The sequence below is a fragment of the Marinomonas rhizomae genome, assembly GCF_003315485.1.
GTDB classification, from domain to species: Bacteria; Pseudomonadota; Gammaproteobacteria; order Pseudomonadales; family Marinomonadaceae; genus Marinomonas; species Marinomonas rhizomae.
Genome location: NZ_QNSE01000011.1, coordinates 136,977 through 159,351, shown reverse-complemented (window position 1 = coordinate 159,351; position 22,375 = coordinate 136,977). Strand labels below are relative to the sequence as shown.

Genomic DNA, 22,375 nt, shown 5'->3' with positions numbered 1-22,375 from the left:
CTAGATCCGGTTTTTTAAAGGAACTACCAGCAAAGCGTATTACGCGTTTTTACGTGGCGCTCTTGGACGACGCTCACCGCCGCGATCTCGACCACCATTAGATGAACGACGACGCTCTCCACCATTAGATGGGCGGCGATCACCAGATGGACGCTTGCGAGTAGAAGGTGCTGCTGCACGCTTATTCAACTCATCAGCATTTTCCAATTTAGCAATGTCAGTACGCTGACCACAAATACGTGTTTTACCCAACTTACCTAGCGCATCAGTACTAAGGTTTGAAGGAAGGTCTACTGTTGCGAAATCTTCATAGATCTCGATATGACCAATGTAACGGCTTTCAATATCAGCTTCGTTAGCAATTGCCCCAACAATATTCCCTGGCTTAACGCCATCACTATAACCAACCTGAACAACATAACGCGTCATAGACGTGTCTGGGTCGTCTTTCAACGGCATAGCTTCAGCGGTCACAGGGCGAACCTTACGTTCGCGAGGCGCACGATCACCACGAGAGCTATCACGGTCTTCACGACGCTCTCTACGCTCTTGACGAACCTCCATTTCAGATAGTAACAACGGAGTTTTACCCTGAGCCATGTGCGCTAATGCAGCAGCCATTTTCAATGGATCAACTTCGTTTTCTTTCTGGTAGCTTTGAACAAGCTCTAGGAAGAAATCAAGATTTTCGTTGTCCATCACATCGGTAATTTTTTGCTTAAAGCGATTAATGCGGTGTGCATTAATGTCTGATGCCGTTGGCAATGTCATACTTTCAATTGGCTGACGAGTCGCACGCTCAATGGCTTGCAACATACGACGCTCACGATGAGCAACGAATAAGATTGCAGTACCAGAACGACCAGCACGACCAGTACGACCGATACGGTGAACATAAGACTCTGTATCGTATGGAATGTCGTAGTTAACAACGTGACTTACGCGTTCTACATCCAAGCCACGAGCTACAACGTCAGTCGCAACAAGAATATCAATTTGACCTTTCTTGATACGATCAACTGTACGTTCACGTAAATTCTGACTAATGTCACCATTCAAGGCTTCACAAGCGTGACCACGAGCCGTTAGCTTTTCAGCCAATTCAACTGTTGCCGCTTTAGTACGAACAAAGATGATCATGCCATCGTGTTCGTTCATCTCAAGAATACGAGTTAAAGCGTCTAATTTATGCAAACCGCTTACAGGCCAGTATTTTTGAGTAATCGTCATCGCTGTCGATGTTTTAGTGACGATTTTAATTTCTTTAGGATTGGTTAAATGACGGTTGGCCACCTGACGAATCACTGAAGGCATTGTTGCAGAGAACAAAGCAATTTGACGTGTTGGTGGTGTTTGTTCAAGAACCCACTCTACATCATCAATAAACCCCATACGCAACATTTCATCCGCCTCATCAAGAACCAAGGCCTTAAGACCCTCTAGTTTCAATGTTTTGCGACGAATGTGGTCCATAACACGGCCCGGCGTACCAACAACAACCTGCACACCACGCTTTAGCTGGCGAAGTTGAGTGTCGTATGACATGCCGCCGTAAATAGGCAAAACATGAAAATCAGGAAGGTGACGAGCGTAAGTTTGAAATGCTTCAGAAACCTGAATAGCAAGTTCACGAGTGGGAGCCAGCACAAGTAATTGTGTCGTTTTATCTGTAACATCAATGCGAGACAACAACGGAAGCGCGAACGCCGCTGTCTTACCAGTACCCGTCTGCGCTTGCCCCAAAAGGTCTCGACCTTCTAATAGATATGGAATACTTTGCGCTTGGATAGCAGATGGTTGCTCGTAACCTAGGTCAGCAACCGCTTTAAGAACAGGGGCGATTAGGCCCAACGAATCAAATGTAGGCTGAGTATCAGCGTCAGACATGTAAATTAGTACCTTTTTTTGGTGAGGATAAGGCCTGTAATCATTTACATGCCTTAATGAAATTCTCTAGAAATTCTCGGAGGAAAAACTGATGGCGAAGTATATACAATAAAACCAAAATAAGCTAGGCCGTATTAAAAATAAGATTGGCGCCTTGTAACGCCAATCTTTTATGTTACTTATCACCATCCACTTTGGAGTCAATCATTACCGCCAACCAGTGCATTTTTGGGTTTGCCTCAAAAGCCAGTTTCATAATAATGGTCAGTGGAATGGAGAGTAACATGCCAACGGGGCCAAACACCCAACCCCAAAGTAGTAAAGAAAGAAATACTACCAAGGTAGATAACCCTAGCCCACGCCCCATATAACGTGGCTCTATCACATTACCGACGATCAAATTCACAATTAAAAATACACCCGCAACCAATCCAGCTGATAAGCTACCCAACTGAACAAAAGCAAGTAAAACAGCCGGAACGGCAGCAATTATAGATCCGATATTAGGGACAAAGTTTAAAAGAAATGCGCAGACGCCCCACAAAATAGGAAAATCCACCCCCAAGACCCACATGAAGAAAGTGATCAGCACACCTGTCAACATGCTAAGTAAAGTCTTAATCACCAAATAACGGTTAACCGATTTAATAAAGGAGTCAAATTTATCCATTGATTTAGACGCATCACTAAACGCCAAAGACAGCTTCTTAGGTAACTCAACAGCTTCAAATAAAATAAAGATCACGATCATCACCACCAAAACCAGATTGGTAAGCGCACTTCCAAGCCCTCTTAATGCATTTGCCACCATTTGCATCAAAGCGGAAGGATCAATATATCCTTTTACCTGATCGTAAGAAATGTGAAGGCCCAGCCGATTGATCATTTGTATTAAACCGGACATTTCTTCACCAAAACGCGTTTTGTAATTAGGCAGCTGACTAGAAAAATTGTCCAAAGAAGCACCAACCAGAACAGCAATGGAGCTAATCCCAATCAATATAACCAAAACAACCACTAAGATGGAAAGCCAAGTAGGTAAGTTTCGGCGACGCAGACTAGACATAGCCGGTGCGCAGATAATTGCTATAAAAACAGATAGCATAAAAGGCACCACTATTTGAGAGGCTTCTTTTAGTGCTGCAATAATGATCACAAAGGCGGCAAAACCAACCAGCCAATGTATCCCCTTATGCTGTTCGCTCATATTAATTCCTTACAAAGGTATTGGGTAAATACTTTGCGCATAATCCGCCAAGTCCTGAAGCATTATTTGTTTCGTAGCTGATAAATCTGGGCTTTGAGCAATATGGTTCAACCGCTCAAAATATTGCTCCATATTGATAGAGCCTCCACCATCTTTTTCAAGCAAGCGAATCTGCCTATATTCTTCCCATTCAAATTGTTGCTGTTCGGTTAGTTGATCTGGATAATTTCGACCAATATAACGCATTAACATTTCAGGTAAACGTCGATCATCAAACGACATGGCCAACTCTGACAACTGATCTGCTGGTGTCGAACGAATCTTCTCCATTCTTACTTTATCTTCTCGAGAGAAAAATCCACCCGAATACAGCATAACATCGGGGTCTTTATGTATTGGCCGATCTTCCTGCACGAAGACATCACTCAGCTTAGCCGCCAAACCAGCATGCCCTTTGATGATGGCAAGATTATGACGACACATTGAACCATCCAATTGGAGTCGTTTGACGACATTAGCATCTTTCAAAAATGTCGCAGGCGCAACCGCAGGAGACTTATTATAATGGATTACTTTTAAAGGTAATCTTTCTAGATCGCCAAGCTCATCTTGACGAGTAAAGACTCGATGACGGATCTCATCCACGCTTAAATCGATTAAAGGCTGAGCATCTGCCATAAGGTCATAGACAATCACGCCATTTTTATTCGTTGGGTGTGGAGCAATAGGCACGACAAAAGCCGCGTAGTTTTTCGCTTGGCCAAACATGCCTGAGATATGTAAAAAAGGCTTAAGTCGTGCCACATCAATAAACTGCTGCAACTCATGTTTTTGGCGCATTTTGAAATAGTAAGCAAACAATTTAGGCTGTTTATTACGAATTAACTTAGCAATCTCAATCGTTCCATAAACATCCGACAACGCATCATGCGCTTGCTCGTGAGCAATGTCGTTTGCCTTTGTGAGCGCTTCCAGTTTCATTGAAACTTGACCCTCTTCGTTCTTTGGCCAAACAATACCCTCTGGACGCATAGCATATGTCATACGCACTAAATCAATCATATCCCATCGAGAACAGTTGTTTTGCCACTCTCTTGCGTAAGGATCAATAAAGTTACGATAAAAACCGTAGCGAACAACCTCGTCATCAAAACGAATAGTATTATAACCTAAAGCACAGGTACCTGGTTGAGAAAGCTCTGCCTCTACGGCTTGCATAAACTCAGCTTCACACAAGCCCTCCCTATTCGCATCTTGAGGACTTATTCCAGTCAACAAACACGCTTCTGGTTGTGGCAACACATCTTCCGCTAGACGGCAGTAAAACATGATGGGGTCGCCTATGGGATTAAAATCAAGATCCGTTCTAATCCCCGCAAACTGCATGGGACGATCTCGCGCAGGGTCCGTTCCGGTTGTCTCAAAATCAAACCAAAAAAATGAAGTGGGGCCCGATGAAGTCACAAATAATTCCTGTAAGCCGTTAAATAAAAAGGTATTATACGCACCTTGGCGTGTATTTGGCGATGAGAGGAGTATATCTATGCCAGTCCCAGTAATTTGTCCATGCGGAACAGGAAGCCCATATGAGATGTGTTGTGGCATGTACCATAACAATCCAGGTACCGCACCTACGGCCGAAACACTAATGCGTTCGCGTTATACTGCTTTTGCTATTGGTGACTTTCAATATATTGCTGACACACAAAAATTAAAAGATGAGCCTGACCAAAATATAAAGGACATCCAAGATAGCAACGAGCATACAAAATGGATAAAGCTAGAAATTAACGCCACCGAAAATGGCTTAGAAAAGGACAAAACGGGTGTAGTCTCCTTCTCAGCTCACTTCAAAGAAGGCAAACATATAGGCCGATTAAGCGAACGCTCGATGTTCAAAAAGGTGAAAGGGCAATGGTTCTACATTTCTGGTGAACACGATGTTGAGAAAAATACGCCATTGATTAACTCTGACGCGATGAAAGTAGGTAGAAATGACCCATGCCTATGCGGATCAGGCAAAAAATTTAAAAAATGCTGCGCTGTTGCCTAATCTATTCAACAGCGTCCCATTTTTCTTTTATGCATCTCAGCTCGTCTTCAATCGATAAGAAAACATGTACTAAATCGGGATCAAATTGGGTACCTGCGGCTTGCTGAATATGCTCAAATGACTCTTCTATAGTCCAACTCCTCTTATAAGGACGTTGCATAGTGAGTGCATCGAATACATCAGCCAAGGCAACAATTCTAGCAGATTGGGGGATCTCCGCTCCCTTTAATTTAGAGGGGTATCCTTGACCATCCCATCTCTCATGATGGCCTAATGCCACTTCAGCCGCCAATTTAAATAATGGCGCCTCTCCTCTTATCAATATTTCATGACCAATAACAGTGTGCTGACGCATAATAACCCATTCATCATCCGTTAATTTATGAGGTGATTTTAAAATACTATGAGGAATACCTACCTTACCCGTATCATGCATAGGAGCGGCCAGCTTTAACAGCTCGACCTTAGCTTCGTCCCAACCTATTGCCCTAGCGAGGGCAGCACAATAATCCGCCATTCGCCACATATGCACTCCGGTGTCAGTATCATTAAGCTGACTTACCGCCCCTAACATACCGATAGCCGATTCAAGTGCTTCATCAAGCTCTCTCGTTCTATCATCAATAATTTGCTTATTACGTAGATTTTCTTCCGCCAGTTTTAAATGTGTTGACACCCTAGCTAGGGTAGTCAAAGGCGTTATTGGCTTAGTAATAAAGTCCACACAACCAACATCAAACCCTCTCTGTTCATGCTGGGGGTCTGTAACAGCAGTTAAAAAGATAACCGGAATATCCTGTGTTTTCGGGTTAGATTTAAGTTGCTCACACACCTCAAAACCATTCATATCTGGCATCATAATGTCCAGTAGTATGATGTCAGGTAAGGATCTATTAACAATCTCTAAGGCCAGTTTTCCACCTTTAGCCACTTGAACATGGTACTGCTCAGATAAAATATTTTTTAGTAAATCAATATTTTTAGGCACATCATCAACAATAAGTATACGCTTGCGCTTTAAAGTTATTTGACTTGTTACTTTATGCTCAATCATCAATTTAATTTCACTCCAAACCAGCTAATACAAAGTTACGCTTAAAAGCCTTAACTTTTTTAATCGCGTCCTGGTAATCATAAGAACAAATATCTTCAAGTGCAGAATTTAGAAGACCAGTATCGTCACAACAAAAAACACTTTCAATTATATTTTTTATTGATTTTTCCGATTCAGAATCACCATCTTTTAATAAAGATTCCAGCTCCTCGACCTTAAACCAAAAGAAAGATAATTCGTCACTATTACTTTTTTCAAACAAGGCATTAAACTGATAGCGAATCATCCAAAACTCAATTTTTTCAATCAAAAGATATGGATCTAATGGCTTAAATAAAACATCGTCGACACCCAAATCTATAAACTTCTCTTTCTCCAAAATCAATGCGTCAGCAGTCAAAAAAAGAATTGGAGGCTTTCTACCACCTAAATGATTGAATATTTTTTCACTCGACTCATACCCATCCATAACAGGCATTCTTATATCCATTAGAATTAAGTCATAGGCTCTTAAAAGCGTGTGATCATAAGCTTCCCGGCCATTTTCAACCCAATCAATTGACGCACCTAGCTTTTCGATAACAGCCTTAACAATACTGGCATTCACCTTATTATCTTCAGCCAATAAAATGGTTTTATTTCTAAAATAACCCTGATCTTCTAGCACTGACTGAATATCCCCCTGACCTTTTATGTCTTCACCGCCTAACTTCAGAGATATTATTTTTCTATTTATATTAGTCGGAGTAACAAGACCTGTAACTAAAAGACCAGAAATATTAAGAGCGCCACCACTTAAGAGTAAAATACGTTTTTCAAAACACTTTAATTCATCAGGATTCACATAATCATCTGAAAAAAATTGTCGGCTAGCAATAACGGGGAGATGACTATCAGACATATCAGATAGTTTTAATGAAGTTATACGAGTACCATTGAGATCGGAAAGCAAAGAGGTTATCTCTGTATCCTCCTCAAATATCGCGATTTTCTCGAAAGGCAGCAAATCCATTTTATTATCAGGAAAATAAGGAAGTTTAATCGTAAAAACACTACCTTCATTTAAAACGCTTTTATAGGTAATGTGGCCGCCAAGTAACCCCACTAGTTTTTGAGTAATACTAAGCCCTAAACCAGTTCCTCCATGCAACCTTGTTGTACTACTATCGGCTTGCTTAAAGACATCGAATACATCAACACCATCAGGTATGCCACTCCCCGTATCCTGTACATCAATCAATATTTCTTCAGCATTTAATTGAGAAACTTTTACCTTAACTCTTCCTGCATCCGTAAACTTAATCGCATTTCCAACTACATTAACAAGAATCTGTTGCAGTTTAGTTTTATCACCTATTAGATTATCATTGATAGAAAAATCACGACAAATCATAAAATCTAGTTTTTTGGATTGAGCAAGGTTTTCTCCAGTTTGATAAACATATTCAAGTACATCATCAAGACTAAATGACTTACTCTCTATATCCACTTTCCCTGATTCAATTTTCGAATAATCCAAAACGCTATTGATAATTGCAAGTAGACCATCAGCAGATTGCTGGATTTTCATTACCTTTTCTCTATGATCGTTATCTAGATCCCCATCTAATAATAGATAACTGAAGCCAACAATAGCATTCATTGGTGTACGAATTTCATGACTCATAGTCGCTAAAAACTCTGATTTAACTTTCAAAGCTTGCTCTGCTGAAAAAACGGCAACCTCAAGTTCATTGGCTAATTTCTGAGATTTTTCATAAGATTTCTTCGCGACCTCTAACTGTTTAAAAAGCATTAATATAATAAAAGCCATAGTAATAGTTAACAGTGCAATTAATGACCCTAAATAAATAAACAACCCTAAAGTATCATTTCTCTGCTTTACCTTATCTTTTGACCTAGACGCAAGCGTAGCCAAAACGATACTTTCTGTTTTACTCAGCAAACCATCACTTTTAACTAATAATAGACCTACATCAATGAAAGATTTATTTATAAAGAGAAGACGATCAATATCAGCCATTTCTCGCTGAAGCACGGCCATCATTTCTACTGAGTTTTCTAGGCGATCAAAAAGCACTCTCAGCTGACCTTCTTCTAAAACATTGACTCGGCTGTAAAGAATATCAAAACGAATTCTCGCATCGCTAAGGCGCTTCTCACTAAAATCATCCTCAAGTAATTTAAGCGAATTCCTCAACTTTAGCGTTTCTCTGTCTAATTGATAAGCAGCCCATAACGCATCCTCCTCTACTGCTGACATCACTATTTTCTGGCGTTCGACCAACTCTTTGAAAATCAACATTGACGCCCCCATAAAAATGAGAGCAGCAACTACCAATAAAAGAAAAGATGACAATTTCTTTTTATCATAAGCACTAACAATAGAAGATTTTGAGAATCGCATCTAAAACTCACTCAATATTTATCGACTTTATTTGCCAAACAGAGCGATTGTGAATCACTTCATTATTCAAACTAGGGAGATCACTAAAAGGATAAAGTAGAAAGATGGGACCCCTTTCCCTTATTCTCATAGGTTTACCATTCATATCCATTGCTAGAATCACATCATAATCTTCACCATCTTGCTTTGGCACTTCGGCACTGTAGTCATTTAATGCTGTTACAGATAGCTCACCTGTTTTCGCCCCCACAGTCGCCATAACAGAGCGCAATAGAGGCCCACGATAAATATCAACTCCCTCACTCCAAGGTGTCATCGTTTGTTGATCAATCACCTCTAGACTCATCAGCATGTCGCGGTCGAATTCAGCGGTTTGCTCGTCAGTATTAGTGTTCGTTATATTCCCTGAAATCGTAAGAATGACAGTTCCAGTTGGCTTAGGTAAAGTTTGAGCATACGAGTCATTGAGAGCAAAGCCCCCCAGAAAAATGATTCCCGCAACGATATACGATTTCATTCAACACACCTCAAGATGAATTAATATCCTTTGAGTATAGAGATAAATGTAGACACACTCGTTAGTCACTTACGAAATGACACGTTTTCTACACCGAGAAAAACAAAGGCCGCACAATAGATACAAAAAAAAGCTGCCGCGGCAGCTTTTTTTAGTTAAAACCTTATCTTTAACAGTTACTTAAGGCACTGGTTGACCTTGAGAAGCAATCCAAACTCGAAACCAATCATCATCACTCAGCGGCGTTGACATAGCATCGACAGCAGTCGCTAAACGAGCAATTTTTCCAGACCCCATAACAGGGCAAATACCAGCTGGATGATGCAATAACCAAGCGACAACAATCTGATCAATCTCACAGTTTTTCTCTTGTGCCAAAACTTGCAGCACATCTTGAACTCTTTGAGCCTTTTCGTTCGTGCCAGAGAACATTTCCCCACCTGCAAAAGGAGACCAGGCCATTGGCGTTACTGCATGCTGTTGCACGTGATCCAATGTACCGTCCTCAAAATGCTGCAATGCCAATGGTGACAATTCAACCTGATTGATAATCAAGGGGGCATCAAGACGTGACTGTAATAAGTCGAACTGACGAGTCGTAAAATTGGACACTCCAAAGTGCTTAACCTTGCCAAGCGTAAATAGCAAATCCAGTGCTTGAGCAACGTCATCTGCATCCATTAAAGGGCTCGGGCGATGCAACAACAAAGTATCAATATAATCACACTGTAAATTTTCCAACGATCGATCAACACTAGCCAAAATATGCTCAGAGCGATAATCATAACGGTGCACTTGAATATCAGGACGGTTATCTGACGGCAACAAGATCCCACACTTAGTAACGATTTCCATTTTATCTCGTAACGCGGGTTTAAGCTTTAACGCCTCGCCAAACAACGCTTCACATTGGTAGTCACCATAGATATCGGCATGATCGAATGTCGTCACACCTAAATCTAAGCACGCCTCAATAAAGCCTAATGTTTCTGAAGAAGTCATCTCCCACTCTTGCAATCGCCAAAAACCTTGAGCAATACGTGACCCTTCGAAACCAAGGGGGTGATACTGATGTCTCATGAAAATCTTCCTTTATGTCATTGTTTTATTGCCAAGCATTCTAAAGGAGACTTTACGATAAAAAAACAGCGAACTCTGTGAACTCGCATAACTGACAGGAAACATCATCAAAGGTATACTATGCCCCATTCAAGACTGACCTCTAATGAAAGAGCGACGCGACCACCTACAATGGACAGACGATAACAAGTAAATTGCAGGCAATTTCGAACACTTAGAATGTACACGCAGCAATACTCAACGAAACATAAGAGCCAAACAACAAACATACACCACTGTGATGGACTTAATAATGAATTCAATTACGCTAGGCCCTCTTTCCGCAGCCAATGGAGAGATCCAAATCCCAGGCTCCAAAAGCCTTTCAAACCGTATTTTACTATTAGCAACTCTCGCCAAAGGCACCACTCGAATCACTAACCTACTAGACAGTGATGACATTCGCCATATGTTGGAAAGCCTAACAAAGTTAGGTGTTAACTATTCTCTAGAAGATAATGGCACTACTTGTATTCTAGAGGGTCTTGCTGGACCAATTGAAGCGGATTTCGGTGACCTATTTCTAGGCAACGCTGGGACAGCAATGCGCCCATTAACGGCAGCACTCTGTCTAGGCAAGGGGGAGTTTCATCTACACGGTGAGCCTCGCATGCACGAACGACCAATTGGCGACCTTGTGGATGCATTGCAAACGCTTGGTGTCGACATCACTTACGAAGGCGAAGCAAACTACCCGCCTTTACACATTAAAGCAAATGGCTTATCTGGTGGCGAAGTATCCATTAAAGGCAATATCTCAAGTCAATTCCTTACAGCGATTTTAATGAGCGCGCCATTAGCAAAAGACGACCTCATCATCAAAGTTGATGGAGAGCTAGTCTCTAAACCATACATCGACATCACGTTACATGCTATGAAGCAATTTGGTGTCGAAGTGGAGAATCAAAATTACCAAGCGTTTGTTGTGAAAGGTCAACAGACTTACCAAAGCCCTGGTGAAATCATGGTAGAAGGCGATGCCTCTTCGGCCTCTTACTTTCTTGCCGCTGCAGCAATTGCTGGCGGCAAAATTAAAGTACATGGTGTTGGTACTGATAGCGTACAAGGTGATGTTAAATTTGCCGATGCATTGGCGCAAATGGGCGCAAAAATCACTTATGGCCCAACTTGGATCGAAGCGGAGCACAACGAACTAAACGGTATAGACATGGACATGAACCACATACCAGATGCAGCCATGACCATAGCAACGACAGCTCTATTCGCTAAAGGCCCAACGACCATTCGCAACATCTACAACTGGCGCGTAAAAGAGACTGACCGTTTGTATGCAATGGCGACTGAGCTTAAAAAACTCGGAGCAGACGTGATTGAAGGCGAAGACTTCATCACAGTCACGCCAGTAGAGAAACTACAGCATGCCGCCATCGATACTTATAACGACCACCGCATCGCTATGTGCTTCTCGTTGGTTGCCTTTTCAGATACGCCAGTGACTATCAACGATCCGGGCTGCACATCAAAAACTTTCCCGACATATTTTGAGTTATTTAACACAGTCACGAGCTAAGTTTTTCAACTAAAAGTGGCCAGATCCCTTTATACGAAGGTTTGGCTTTTTTGGGTCAAAAAAAGCCCCAGCATTTCACTGCTGGGGCAAGGCTCTCAATACAAAGGGAAATGTATCAATAAAGTTTAAGACTGCGGCTGTGCCGGTGTTTCAAGCTTTTCGATCTGTTGCGGAGTTAGCAATTCATACAAACCTGCACGATTTTTTGCATAAGCAATCGTTAAGTCTTCTGTAAGCTCGCCGCTTTCCTCAGCAAGATCATCGACTTTATCCATGTAACTTTTTGAGCTTGGGGACAAGCTACTTAATTCGACTTGAGTGCTATGTAGTTGCTCTTGAATTTTACGAATCGCTTTACCATCTTTTTCAAAAAGATCAGACACTTTCGACTGTGTTTTTTCGTCCAAGCCTAGCTGTTGGGCAATACGACTCGCCAGTTGTTCGTGACTTGGCGCAGTATTGATTGGAGCGCTTTGTACCGCTTCACCTTTGGGCATATCACCCTGAGGCGCTTTGGTTTCTGCAAATGCACTGACGGCTACGCCAGTAATAATCGCGGCACTTAAACCAATTGCACCCATCATTCCTGCTTTTTTACGATTAAACATAGTTAGCTCCTTACGCTCTGTTTCCTGTTTGAATGAAATCCATTATGTCGATTTATCTGTCAAACAGTGCCAAAGAGAGTGAATCGAGATGCACAACTTGTCATGAGAGTGTAAGGGAAAGTGCGCATTCGCCACTTTTCTCTAATAAGCAAGCAAACCTGAACATATTCTTATAAGTGCGAATGAATGGCTTTACGATCTGCCACATTTAAACGTGAGAGAGCGCTGGATCCCAATCTTTCCAGACCACCTCGCGCCCCTGCTGACGAATCATCGCCATGATTTCAGCAACTGGTCGTTCATCACTGATCTCAAATTGCTCAAGAGCATCCTGAGAGTCATCCGCATAACCACCTGGTTGCGTTTTAGATTCCGCACTCATGGTAGTGAACCCCATGCGCACAGCATGATGACGGAACTCAGGCGATTCACGAGTTGATAAGCTCATCTCTAAATCCCAATCAAATAAACGCCATGCAGCAATAAGCTGAACAAGCTGTCGATCTGAAATCACTGATTTTGGTACTATCCCACCGGCACAGGGACGAATACGAGGAAACGCCACACTAAAACGGCTGCGCCAGTAGCGCTTTTGCAAATGCCGTAGATGGTGCGCCATCATCACAGAATCTGTGCGCCAATCTTCCAAACCAAGTAACACACCCAAGCCAATTTTATGAATACCCGCTTGTCCAATTCTATCCGGTGCATCAAGACGATAATTGAAGTTGGATTTGTTGCCTCGTAAATGATGCTCAAGGTAGGTTTTACGTTGATAAGTTTCTTGATAAACCAGCACGCCATCTAATCCCATAGTCTGTAGCTGCTTATATTCATCTGCCGCTAATGGCTGAACTTCCATAGAAAGTTGACTAAAATGCGGCTTGATCAACGGAATCATACGTTCAAAATACGGCATGGATACTTTATTCGTTTCTCCTGTTACCAAAAGGATATGATCAAAGCCTTTTGTTTTAATGGCTGTAATTTCTTTTTCCACCTGAGATTCGTTCAAAGTCAGTCGTTTAATAGCATTACTCATTGAAAAGCCACAATAAGTACACTCGTTAGCGCACGTGTTTGATAAGTATAAAGGCGCAAATAAACTCAAGGTATTACCAAAGCGCTGCTGGGTCAGCTTTTCACTTTTCGTCACCATCTCAAGCAAATAAGGCTCCGCCACTGGAGAAATCAATGCGGCAAAATCGTCCACGTCGAGCTTATTTTTACTCAAGGCTCGCAGTACATCTTGCTCAGTTTTTTCTTGGTGAGATTGCGTCACAACTTGCCAATCGGTATTTTCAACAAAATGGCTAAACTGTCCTTCTATTGCTGGGCTTTGCTCTAACAACCTAATTCTATTGTTACCACCAGCTATCATGACAAGGCTCCAAGAAAATCTGTCAATGGGCTGGTCGCATGCGCTTGAACTCGTCGTTCACCCAAACCAGATTCATAAGCCATTCGCCCTGCCTCTACGGCGAGGCGAAAAGCTTTGCTCATTTTCGCAGGTTCTTTCGCCACGGCCATCGCAGTGTTTACTAATACCGCATCAGCGCCAATCTCCATTGCTAATGACGCATCAGACGGCGCGCCAATGCCAGCATCAACAATCACAGGAATCGTGCTTTGTTCAATAATAATTTCCAAGAACGGGCGGCTCGCCAACCCCATATTTGAACCAATAGGCGAACCAAGCGGCATAACACACTGACAGCCGACCTCTTCCAATCGCTTACACAATACAGGATCAGCATGAACATAAGGCATCACCACAAACCCTTTTTTTATCAAGTCTTCAGCCGCCAACAAGGTTTCCATTCCATCGGGCATTAAGTAACGCGGATCAGGATGAATTTCTAACTTAACCCAATTGGTTTGCAATGCTTCTCTGGCAAGCTCAGCAGCAAACACAGCCTCCTTCGCTGTGCGAGCGCCAGACGTGTTAGGCAACAATTTAATACCTTGTTGTTGCAAAGGCTGAAGAATGTTATCGGTCTGATTTTTTAAATCCATGCGACGCAATGATAACGTCACCAACTCACTTTCACTGGCAATTAAAGAATCCATCATGGCATCCGCACTGGCGTATTTTCCCGTGCCAGTAAATAATCGAGAGTGAAATTCGTGTCCTGCAATAAATAAAGACGACATATTAGCCTCCAGCAATGGATTCAAAAATAAACACCTGACTTTGCTCATTCAATTCCGTAGTTCTCCATAAGCTTTTTGGTACTACTTGCTGATTGATCGCAATGGCGATGCCTTGTTCATTCTTATCTAAATGAGCCAGTAGATCTTGAAGAGTTCCCCCAGAAAACTCATAAGACATATCATTCAACACAATATTCATTGTTCACCTCTAGTACTTTGTTCAAACAAGGTAATAAGTGATTGCGTCGCCGCCTTAGGCTCATCAGCTTGGGTAATGGCTGTCACCAAAGCAACACTATCAACACCCGTTTTCGCTACAGCGGGTAAACGCTCCGCATTGATACCTCCAATCGCCACGGTCGGATACACGCTCTTTAGCAAGGCGGCATAGTAATTCAGCCGAGTTAAACCTTGCGGCTGAGATGGCATATCTTTGGTTTGCGTTGGAAAAATATGTCCCAGAGCAATGTAACTTGGCTGAATGGATTGGGCGCGAGCAATTTCATAGTAGCCATGCGTACTGATACCTAACCGCAATCCCGCCGCTTGAATTTTCACTAGATCAGCGACTTCTAAATCCTCTTGACCAAGATGAACACCATAGGCACCAAAGGCAATAGCCTGCTGCCAGTAGTCGTTGATAAAGACTTGGGCTGCGTATTTTCTTCCCAAAGCAATAGCTTGCTGGATCTTACTTTCCAAATTCACATCTGCAGGATTTTTAATTCTCAGCTGGGCGATTTTCACGCCTTGCTGAAGCACCAGCTCTAGCCATGCGACCGAATCGACTACTGGATATAAGCCCATTTTATCGAGATCCATCTTGGCAAAAGGCTGACTCATCGACAGTGTAGGTTTATATGGCGAAACAATAGTCGGCAGACTTTCTATTTTCAGCGGCCAACCAGGGCTCTCTAATGGGCGAACATCCACACCACTTAAAGCCCCCGCTATATAAGCCTTTGCCATGGTTATGGCATCCATCAGCTCATAACCATGAGCGATAAAGCTCGCCAACGCAGTAGAAAAGTCCCCCTCTGCATCTCGCGTATTAAAAGCAGCAAGCCTGCTATTAGTGAAACCAATGAGAGAGTGACGCTCTATCAACCAGTCCGTCACCCCATCCGAATGATTGCAACAGCCCCCTTTAAGTAACCAACAACTCTCTGAAGCATCAAAGAACACCGTCATTTTTGACTGTAATTCCTCAACAGGAAGCTCACCAGGTAACCCGGTCAATGCAGAGAACTCTTTCAAATTAGGGGTAATCACATCCACGTACGGCAAGATATACTCCAGCAAGCTGGCACCTGCATTAGTTGATTCTTGCAATTGATTCTCTGAATCCCTTTTGACGGCCATAACAGGATCAAATATCACCGGTATCTTCGGTATAAATGTTTTTATAAGTTTCAGCCAATTCGAGCACGCTTTAACAATCTCAAGCGAAGGCAGTAAGCTCACTTTAATTGCATCTGGCGAACCATCGTCGAGCATGGATTGCCATTGCTTATCAAACATTGCCAGAGAAACTGGTTCAACAGAACCTGACGCCTTGGCGTTTTGTGTAGTAGTGCAGGTAACGATGCTTTGCACGTGGCAACCTAAGTCTTGCCCCGTACGAAAATCCGCTTGAAGTCCAGCGTAAGCGGAGGAATCCGACCCACTCACGCACCAGACAACAGGAGGTTTTATAGACATAAACCCTCCTCTCACCTACAGTGATTTTGCTTTTGATTTGTCAGACACCAATGTGTCTGTCGTCAACTTATCAGTGGTTAAGTAGACATCACTGCCTAGCTCACGAAATTGGTCAGACATTTTTTGCATACCACTTTCAGCCTCGCTCACACCATCTATACTCGACTCTAAAGCACTCATATCTATGGCCTGTGCTTCCTCTAAGCCCTTCGCATAGTCACGAACTTCTTGAGTGATCTTCATTGAGCAGAATTTAGGCCCACACATCGAGCAAAAATGGGCTACTTTACCCGAAGCTTGGGGAAGCGTTTCATCATGATAAGAACGAGCGGTTTCGGGGTCTAAGGACAGGTTAAACTGATCTTCCCAACGAAACTCGAAACGCGCTTTAGATAGCGCATTGTCGCGGATTTGTGCACCTGGATGACCTTTCGCCAAATCCGCCGCATGAGCGGCGATTTTATAAGTAATTAAGCCTTCTTTAACATCTTCTTTATTAGGCAAGCCAAGATGCTCTTTTGGTGTCACGTAACACAGCATGGCGCAGCCATACCAGCCAATTTGTGCTGCGCCAATGCCAGATGTAATATGATCGTAGCCTGGTGCTATGTCTTGCGTTAATGGCCCCAAGGTGTAGAACGGCGCTTCATGGCAATGCTTCAACTGTTCGGTCATATTTTCTTCGATCAACTGCATTGGCACATGACCAGGACCTTCAATCATTACTTGCACATCATATTCCCAAGCGATTTTAGTCAGTTCACCCAAAGTACGAAGCTCCGACATTTGTGCTTCGTCATTGGCATCCATGATAGAACCGGGGCGCAACCCATCTCCCAAGGATAAAGCTACATCGTATTCCGCACATAGCTCACAAATCTCACGGAAACGTTCGTACAAGAAACTTTCTTTGTGATGTGCCAAACACCATTTCGCCATAATGGAACCGCCACGAGACACAATACCTGTTAGACGTTTTGCTGTCATTGGCACATAGCGCAGCAATACACCCGCATGGATGGTAAAGTAGTCAACACCTTGCTCGGCCTGCTCAATCAAAGTGTCACGAAACACTTCCCAGTTAAGATTTTCCGCCACACCATTAACTTTTTCTAACGCTTGGTAAATAGGTACGGTGCCAATTGGCACAGGTGAGTTTCGCAAAATCCATTCACGGGTTTCGTGAATATTTTTGCCCGTCGACAAATCCATTACCGTATCCGCACCCCAGCGGGTTGACCAAACCAATTTCTCCACCTCTTCTTCAATAGAAGACGTCATGGCCGAATTACCGATATTGGCATTTACTTTCACCAAAAAGTTACGCCCAATAATCATTGGCTCGGATTCTGGGTGATTGATATTGTTAGGGATAATGGCACGACCTCTAGCCACTTCATCACGGACAAATTCTGGCGTAATACGAGCTTGCAAGTTTGCACCAAAGCTTTGACCTGGGTGCTGCTTCAATAACAACTCGCTTTTGATAGCATCGAAGTTTTGATTTTCACGTAAGGCGATGTATTCCATCTCTGGCGTAATAATACCTTGGCGAGCGTAATGCATTTGTGTCACACATTTACCTTGACGAGCTTTACGCACTTTAGGCAATTCTTTAAATCGCAGATCATCCAATGCAGCATTTTCTAATCGAGATTGAGCAAACTCAGATGACACACTTGGCAAAACCTCGGTGTCATTCCGCTTTTCAATCCAAAGCCCGCGCATTGGGGCTAAACCACGGTAAACATCGATATTCTCTTGCGGGTCAGCATAAGGCCCAGAACAATCGTAAACGTAAATAGCTTCATTTGGTTCAAACGTCAGCTTATCAGGATCAGAACCGATTGGTGTATCAGTTAGGTTAATCTTGCGCATAGGAACGCGAATAGAATCGTCTGAACCAGTTAAATATATACGCTCGGACGCTGGGAAGGGTTTGGCTTGTAATGACTCAATAAAAGACTTCGCCGCCTGACGGGACTCTTCACGGGATTGTTTGTTTGGTTTTTTTACTGGTTGATTGGATTCACTGATAGTCGACATGAGCACTTCCCTTATTATTAAAATGGAGAATTGCTTGTCTGGGGTGCTGTTTTGCAATCAACGCACTACTGGCGTTGATTGCAAAACATGAACACTGAATTTTATTAGAAAGGATGCTTATATAATATGCTGCATCGATTCCATAAAAATCAGACGTTCATTCGATGCAGAAAAGAAAATGAAGACTTTCTTGTTTCCTACGCGGGTATTAGCCCGATCAGGTTCTGCGGATCCCGCACTTAATTATGCGATCTCAGCCAAATGGCACTCCGACAAGTAGCGCTGAGTATACCCAGTCTTATCGGAATGTAAACACCCATATTTTTTATGGATGTTTACCAAAAGCAAAAAGCAAAAATTTATTCACCCTGCATTTCTAATGCCATTTTGTAGAGATAATTCTTCTTCTCACCCGTCAGTTTAGCCGCCATAGCCGCCGCTTGCTTAACAGGTAGATCTTCCAACAAAATCGTCAAAATACGTCTTGCCTCTAGCTCTGCTTCATTACCACTTTCTTGCGTAAAACTCAGCATAACGACAAATTCGCCACGTAACTGGTTCGTATCTGCGTCGAACTTGGCAAGAATTTCTGAGGCAGTTCCAGACAAAAATGTCTCAAAGGTTTTTGTCACTTCACGGGCCAAAACCAGTTGCGCATCATCACCATAAACTTTTTGCACATCTGCAATCGAATCATAAACACGATGTGTGGATTCGTAAAAAACCACAGTGCCAACTTGCTTCTTCCAGGACTCAAATAAATCACAACGCCCTTTCGATTTAGCAGGCACAAAACCAGCAAAAAAGAATTGATCTGTTGGTAAGCCAGAAGCACACAAAGCCGCAACCAAGGCACAGGCACCTGGAATGGGCACTACTTTATGTCCTTTTTCACGCAATGCATGTACGACATGATAGCCCGGATCAGAGATCAATGGTGTTCCAGCATCAGAGACTAAGGCGACACTTTTACCCTCTTCTAATAAGCTCGCAACGTAGTCTGCTTTGTCTTTTTCATTGTGATCATGAATAGAAAACAGTTTCGCTTCAATCGCAAAATGATTGAGTAAGCGGCGGGTATGTCGAGTGTCTTCCGCCGCGATATAATCAACATCACGTAAAGTTTGCTCAGCTCTTTTGCTGAAATCATCTAGATTGCCAATTGGAGTAGCAACTATGTACAGCGACCCTCTCGCATCATCAGAACTATGTGGTACCATGTTGCCTCTTTTATTTGTCATTTTATAAGCTTATGAGCCTAATTAATTACCGCATCATATCATTAACTCTTTGTTCTTTTCTGCTAAGCGCCTGTAATTCCATGAATTTAAATATGGAACAGCCACAAAACAGAGCCCAAGCAAACACCAGCAGCTCACAAGAAAGAACCCTACCACCAAGTATCTATCACCCGAAGAAAACAACCGATGTTTCTAAGGCACTCGCTGATGCATACCTCTCTGCAAAAAACCTATACCAACAAGGCGAGTTTCAACAAACCATAGATATTCTTGAAGACAAGCTTTTAACAACACCTTCTTCCATTCAATTTGAAGCCTATTTATTAGCAGCCTTGTCGGCATCTTACTTAGACAATTCGATGGACTCTAAAAGCTATCTAGAGCAAGCAAACCAGCTCATCGCTTCGCGCCATCCAGACAATCAAAATAAACTTAAAGAAACAAAAGCATCTATCCTTGAACATTTTGGTAGCTGGCTAGAAGTCGTCGATCTTCGCATGGACTTAACCTACAACCTCCCCCTTAACGAAGGTGAAGAGAATCAAGCAAAACTGTGGCTAGCCATCCAAAACTTAACACAAAATGAAATCGACGAATTGTTTCAGCAGCAAAAGCCATTACTCAATGGTTGGTTAACAATAAGCAGCATATTAAGAAACCAAACACTATCTATCGACCAACAGCTTAAAATGTTCAAAAATTGGCAGAATAAGAATCCCAATCACCCTGCCGCACTGTCACCACCACAAGATTTCGAAATGATGGCTTCCGTTGAACAAATGGCGCCAAAGAAAATCATCTTGATGTTACCAATGAGTGGCAAGTTAGAACGTGCATCTCAGGCTATTGTGGACGGCTTCTTTGCCTCCTTCTATAAGCAACAAGAAGCCAGACCAGAAATCCATGTGGTCAACGTAGATGATTATGAGACCATCAATGATGCACTGACTGCTGCTAATAAACTGCAGCCTGATGTGATTATTGGCCCTCTACAAAAAAGCAACGTTGCTCAAATAAGCCGCCTAGAACTGCCTTATCCAGTTATTGCGCTTAATCAACTTGATATCAATCTGCACCCTAAAAACCTCTATCATTTTTCTTTAAATGCTGAGGATGAAATACACGAACTAATAGCCTTCGCCAAACAGCAAGGCGCAACCAAAGCCGCTATTTTAAGCACTCAAGACACTTGGGCTTTAAAGCAAAGTGATGAATTCCGTGCCGAAGCAACAAAAGAAAATGTAACTATTACATCCAATCAATCTTACGCAAACACTCCGAAAGGCAGACAAGACGCCATACAGAAACTATTATTGGTTAATGAAAGCTATGCCCGTAAAAGATCCATAGAAAAATGGATTAGAACAAACGTAGATAGTATTGCACGGTCTCGCGAGGATTTGGATTATGTTTATTACATAGGCAAGCTTAATGATGCCAAACAAATCAGACCGCTTTTAGATTTTTATTTCGCTGATAAAATACCTATGTTAGCCAGCAGTACACTGAATGATAGCGCGCCTGAAAGATCGACAAAACCAGAAGATATTGAGCGTATACTTTTCACTGAAGCGCCAGCTCTTACCCCAAAGAATACATCACTTGATGTATTACCTAAAAATCAGAGCTCAAACATTTTACGCAGACTACAAGCCCTTGGGGCCGACTCATATCTATTGGCAAACAAATATTTGCTATTTACCTTACTACCAAGCACCAAAATATCAGCGAATACTGGCATTATCACCATGGATGAGAATGGTATATTTCATAAACGACCTGAGATCATGACTTACCGAAAAGGAAATTTGGTATATGCAAACAGTCATCAGTTTTTTGAACAAAAGGAAAAAGCCGAAAAATAACGGCGAGAAAGCAGAGCAAGCAGCTGAAGCTTTTCTACTAAAGCAAGGCCTTCAATTTATAGAAAGAAATTACTTCTGCCGTATCGGGGAAATTGATTTAATTTTTTTAGATAAGAACACCTATGTTTTTATAGAGGTTCGCTTCCGAGCAAACAGTGCCCATGGCAGTGCCGCAGAAAGCCTAGGGCAATCAAAGCTTAAAAAAGTACGCAACAGTGCTGCTTTATGGCTACAAAAGAATAATAAAGTAAACAGTGCAAGTCGCTTCGATGCGATACTATTTGATAAAAAAATAGACTCTCAACATTTAACTTGGCTTAAAGCAGTATTTTAACCACTATGGATTTTCAAGAAGCAATCTACACACAATTTGCCCAGAGTTTTGAAGCGCAACAACAAGCTCTGGAAAGTTTACCTCCTTACATTGAGCATGCTGCAAAAGTAATTTTTTCAAGCATTGCTTCTGGCGGGAAAGTTATTTGCATAGGCAATAGCACAGGCTCTCACCTGTCTCAGTATTTCAGCACATTAATGTTAGACAGAATGGACAGAGAACGCCCCGGCCTACCGGCGATCAACTTGAGTGGTGAAGGCTCAACGCTACTCGCCATTACTCATAACGATAGCTATCACGATGTTTTTTCAAAGCAAATTACGGCTCTTGGTAATCAAGGTGACATATTGTTTGTTATTGCCAACAGAGGAAACACATCACCAATAATACAAGCCATCCAGGCAGCCCATGAGCGGAAAATGAGCATAGTTGCGCTCACCAGCCCAGAAGCTAAAAATGTCTCCTCACTGACCTCTCAAGACGATACTGAGATAAAGATTAACTTACTTGGTACAGCCAGAGTTCACGAATGCCAGCTTAGCGTCATTCATATACTAGTAGATTTAATTGAGCGCCAACTATTTGGCTATGAAGACTAATTTGACCCAATAAAAAACACTATTTGTTAACGATAAAAGGAGGCTTTCTAAA

19 protein-coding genes and 1 riboswitch are annotated in these 22,375 nt (G+C 42.4%); of the genes, 5 read left to right on the top strand and 14 right to left on the bottom strand.

Annotated elements, in window-relative coordinates:
* Positions 1 to 39 precede the first annotated feature (39 nt).
* The 3 genes from DFP80_RS15340 to sbcB form a co-directional block, all read right to left on the bottom strand.
* Complete coding sequence (locus DFP80_RS15340; protein WP_113917690.1) at positions 40 to 1,887, bottom strand: DEAD/DEAH box helicase; 1,848 nt, start codon at positions 1,885 to 1,887, stop codon at positions 40 to 42.
* A gap of 175 nt (positions 1,888 to 2,062) precedes the next feature.
* Positions 2,063 to 3,094 carry an AI-2E family transporter gene (locus tag DFP80_RS15335; RefSeq protein ID WP_113917689.1) on the bottom strand — a complete coding sequence of 344 codons (1,032 nt, stop codon included), beginning with the start codon at positions 3,092 to 3,094 and terminating at the stop codon, positions 2,063 to 2,065.
* Between the two features lie 9 nt (positions 3,095 to 3,103).
* A complete protein-coding gene (gene sbcB / locus DFP80_RS15330) occupies positions 3,104 to 4,558 on the bottom strand; it encodes an exodeoxyribonuclease I (protein WP_113917688.1) in 1,455 nt (484 codons plus the stop codon).
* Between the two features lie 79 nt (positions 4,559 to 4,637).
* Here sbcB and DFP80_RS15325 point away from each other — a divergent pair, with 79 nt between their 5' ends.
* A complete protein-coding gene (locus tag DFP80_RS15325; protein WP_113917687.1) occupies positions 4,638 to 5,147 on the top strand; it encodes a YchJ family protein in 510 nt (169 codons plus the stop codon).
* Position 5,148: 1 nt separating this feature from the next.
* Here DFP80_RS15325 and DFP80_RS15320 read toward each other — a convergent pair whose 3' ends face one another.
* From DFP80_RS15320 to DFP80_RS15305, 4 genes are all read right to left on the bottom strand, one after another.
* Positions 5,149 to 6,201, bottom strand: a complete 1,053-nt coding sequence (locus DFP80_RS15320) for an HD domain-containing phosphohydrolase (RefSeq protein WP_113917686.1) — start codon at positions 6,199 to 6,201, stop codon at positions 5,149 to 5,151.
* Between the two features lie 10 nt (positions 6,202 to 6,211).
* Complete coding sequence (locus DFP80_RS15315; protein ID WP_113917685.1) at positions 6,212 to 8,608, bottom strand: ATP-binding protein; 2,397 nt, start codon at positions 8,606 to 8,608, stop codon at positions 6,212 to 6,214.
* A gap of 7 nt (positions 8,609 to 8,615) precedes the next feature.
* Positions 8,616 to 9,125, bottom strand: a complete 510-nt coding sequence (locus DFP80_RS15310; protein WP_113917684.1) for a putative pterin-binding protein — start codon at positions 9,123 to 9,125, stop codon at positions 8,616 to 8,618.
* A gap of 180 nt (positions 9,126 to 9,305) precedes the next feature.
* Positions 9,306 to 10,205 (bottom strand): aldo/keto reductase, encoded by a 900-nt coding sequence (locus DFP80_RS15305; protein ID WP_113917683.1) that lies wholly within the window; start codon positions 10,203 to 10,205, stop codon positions 9,306 to 9,308.
* Between the two features lie 292 nt (positions 10,206 to 10,497).
* Here DFP80_RS15305 and aroA point away from each other — a divergent pair, with 292 nt between their 5' ends.
* Positions 10,498 to 11,775 (top strand): 3-phosphoshikimate 1-carboxyvinyltransferase, encoded by a 1,278-nt coding sequence (aroA, locus tag DFP80_RS15300; RefSeq protein WP_113917682.1) that lies wholly within the window; start codon positions 10,498 to 10,500, stop codon positions 11,773 to 11,775.
* A 125-nt stretch (positions 11,776 to 11,900) separates the two neighbouring features.
* On the opposite strand, the gene DFP80_RS15295 is transcribed toward aroA, so the two are convergent.
* From DFP80_RS15295 to rsmI, 7 genes are all read right to left on the bottom strand, one after another.
* Positions 11,901 to 12,383 (bottom strand): hypothetical protein, encoded by a 483-nt coding sequence (locus DFP80_RS15295; protein ID WP_113917681.1) that lies wholly within the window; start codon positions 12,381 to 12,383, stop codon positions 11,901 to 11,903.
* Positions 12,384 to 12,591: 208 nt separating this feature from the next.
* Positions 12,592 to 13,764 carry a 2-iminoacetate synthase ThiH gene (thiH, locus tag DFP80_RS15290; protein ID WP_113917680.1) on the bottom strand — a complete coding sequence of 391 codons (1,173 nt, stop codon included), beginning with the start codon at positions 13,762 to 13,764 and terminating at the stop codon, positions 12,592 to 12,594.
* A complete protein-coding gene (locus tag DFP80_RS15285) occupies positions 13,761 to 14,537 on the bottom strand; it encodes a thiazole synthase (protein ID WP_113917679.1) in 777 nt (258 codons plus the stop codon). Before DFP80_RS15285 ends, thiH begins: the two co-directional genes overlap by 4 nt.
* A 1-nt stretch (position 14,538) precedes the next feature.
* Positions 14,539 to 14,736, bottom strand: a complete 198-nt coding sequence (gene thiS / locus DFP80_RS15280) for a sulfur carrier protein ThiS (protein WP_113917678.1) — start codon at positions 14,734 to 14,736, stop codon at positions 14,539 to 14,541.
* Positions 14,733 to 16,238, bottom strand: coding sequence for a thiamine phosphate synthase (gene thiE / locus DFP80_RS15275; RefSeq protein ID WP_113917677.1), 1,506 nt, complete (start codon positions 16,236 to 16,238; stop codon positions 14,733 to 14,735). Before thiE ends, thiS begins: the two co-directional genes overlap by 4 nt.
* A gap of 15 nt (positions 16,239 to 16,253) precedes the next feature.
* Positions 16,254 to 18,284, bottom strand: coding sequence for a phosphomethylpyrimidine synthase ThiC (gene thiC / locus DFP80_RS15270; protein ID WP_113917676.1), 2,031 nt, complete (start codon positions 18,282 to 18,284; stop codon positions 16,254 to 16,256).
* A gap of 177 nt (positions 18,285 to 18,461) precedes the next feature.
* Positions 18,462 to 18,566, bottom strand: a riboswitch (TPP riboswitch).
* A gap of 77 nt (positions 18,567 to 18,643) precedes the next feature.
* Positions 18,644 to 19,504 (bottom strand): 16S rRNA (cytidine(1402)-2'-O)-methyltransferase, encoded by an 861-nt coding sequence (gene rsmI, locus DFP80_RS15265; RefSeq protein ID WP_175020625.1) that lies wholly within the window; start codon positions 19,502 to 19,504, stop codon positions 18,644 to 18,646.
* Between the two features lie 113 nt (positions 19,505 to 19,617).
* On the opposite strand from rsmI, the gene DFP80_RS15260 reads away from it, so the two are divergent.
* Genes DFP80_RS15260 through DFP80_RS15250 form a run of 3 tightly spaced genes read left to right on the top strand, consistent with a single transcriptional unit; the run spans position 19,618 to position 22,323 of the window.
* Entirely contained in the window at positions 19,618 to 21,390 is a 1,773-nt protein-coding gene (locus DFP80_RS15260) for a penicillin-binding protein activator (RefSeq protein ID WP_241560293.1), read from the top strand.
* Positions 21,341 to 21,724 (top strand): YraN family protein, encoded by a 384-nt coding sequence (locus DFP80_RS15255; protein WP_113917673.1) that lies wholly within the window; start codon positions 21,341 to 21,343, stop codon positions 21,722 to 21,724. Before DFP80_RS15260 ends, DFP80_RS15255 begins: the two co-directional genes overlap by 50 nt.
* A 5-nt stretch (positions 21,725 to 21,729) precedes the next feature.
* Positions 21,730 to 22,323: an SIS domain-containing protein gene (locus DFP80_RS15250; protein WP_113917672.1), complete on the top strand. Its 594-nt coding sequence runs from the start codon at positions 21,730 to 21,732 to the stop codon at positions 22,321 to 22,323.
* Positions 22,324 to 22,375: the final 52 nt, after the last annotated feature.

Bases quoted from the DNA above. Each gene is read 5' to 3' on its own strand.
- thiS (WP_113917678.1), bottom strand. From the start codon at position 14,736: ATGAATATTGTGTTGAATGATATGTCTTATGAGTTTTCTGGGGGAACT.
- thiE (WP_113917677.1), bottom strand. From the start codon at position 16,238: ATGTCTATAAAACCTCCTGTTGTCTGGTGCGTGAGTGGGTCGGATTCC.
- DFP80_RS15305 (WP_113917683.1), bottom strand. From the start codon at position 10,205: ATGAGACATCAGTATCACCCCCTTGGTTTCGAAGGGTCACGTATTGCT.
- DFP80_RS15325 (WP_113917687.1), top strand. From the start codon at position 4,638: ATGCCAGTCCCAGTAATTTGTCCATGCGGAACAGGAAGCCCATATGAG.
- DFP80_RS15310 (WP_113917684.1), bottom strand. From the start codon at position 9,125: ATGAAATCGTATATCGTTGCGGGAATCATTTTTCTGGGGGGCTTTGCT.
- DFP80_RS15295 (WP_113917681.1), bottom strand. From the start codon at position 12,383: ATGTTTAATCGTAAAAAAGCAGGAATGATGGGTGCAATTGGTTTAAGT.
- DFP80_RS15250 (WP_113917672.1), top strand. From the start codon at position 21,730: ATGGATTTTCAAGAAGCAATCTACACACAATTTGCCCAGAGTTTTGAA.
- DFP80_RS15335 (WP_113917689.1), bottom strand. From the start codon at position 3,094: ATGAGCGAACAGCATAAGGGGATACATTGGCTGGTTGGTTTTGCCGCC.
- DFP80_RS15255 (WP_113917673.1), top strand. From the start codon at position 21,341: ATGCAAACAGTCATCAGTTTTTTGAACAAAAGGAAAAAGCCGAAAAAT.
- aroA (WP_113917682.1), top strand. From the start codon at position 10,498: ATGAATTCAATTACGCTAGGCCCTCTTTCCGCAGCCAATGGAGAGATC.
- rsmI (WP_175020625.1), bottom strand. From the start codon at position 19,504: ATGGTACCACATAGTTCTGATGATGCGAGAGGGTCGCTGTACATAGTT.
- DFP80_RS15285 (WP_113917679.1), bottom strand. From the start codon at position 14,537: ATGTCGTCTTTATTTATTGCAGGACACGAATTTCACTCTCGATTATTT.
- thiH (WP_113917680.1), bottom strand. From the start codon at position 13,764: ATGATAGCTGGTGGTAACAATAGAATTAGGTTGTTAGAGCAAAGCCCA.
- DFP80_RS15260 (WP_241560293.1), top strand. From the start codon at position 19,618: ATGGAACAGCCACAAAACAGAGCCCAAGCAAACACCAGCAGCTCACAA.
- DFP80_RS15340 (WP_113917690.1), bottom strand. From the start codon at position 1,887: ATGTCTGACGCTGATACTCAGCCTACATTTGATTCGTTGGGCCTAATC.
- thiC (WP_113917676.1), bottom strand. From the start codon at position 18,284: ATGTCGACTATCAGTGAATCCAATCAACCAGTAAAAAAACCAAACAAA.
- DFP80_RS15315 (WP_113917685.1), bottom strand. From the start codon at position 8,608: ATGCGATTCTCAAAATCTTCTATTGTTAGTGCTTATGATAAAAAGAAA.
- DFP80_RS15320 (WP_113917686.1), bottom strand. From the start codon at position 6,201: ATGATTGAGCATAAAGTAACAAGTCAAATAACTTTAAAGCGCAAGCGT.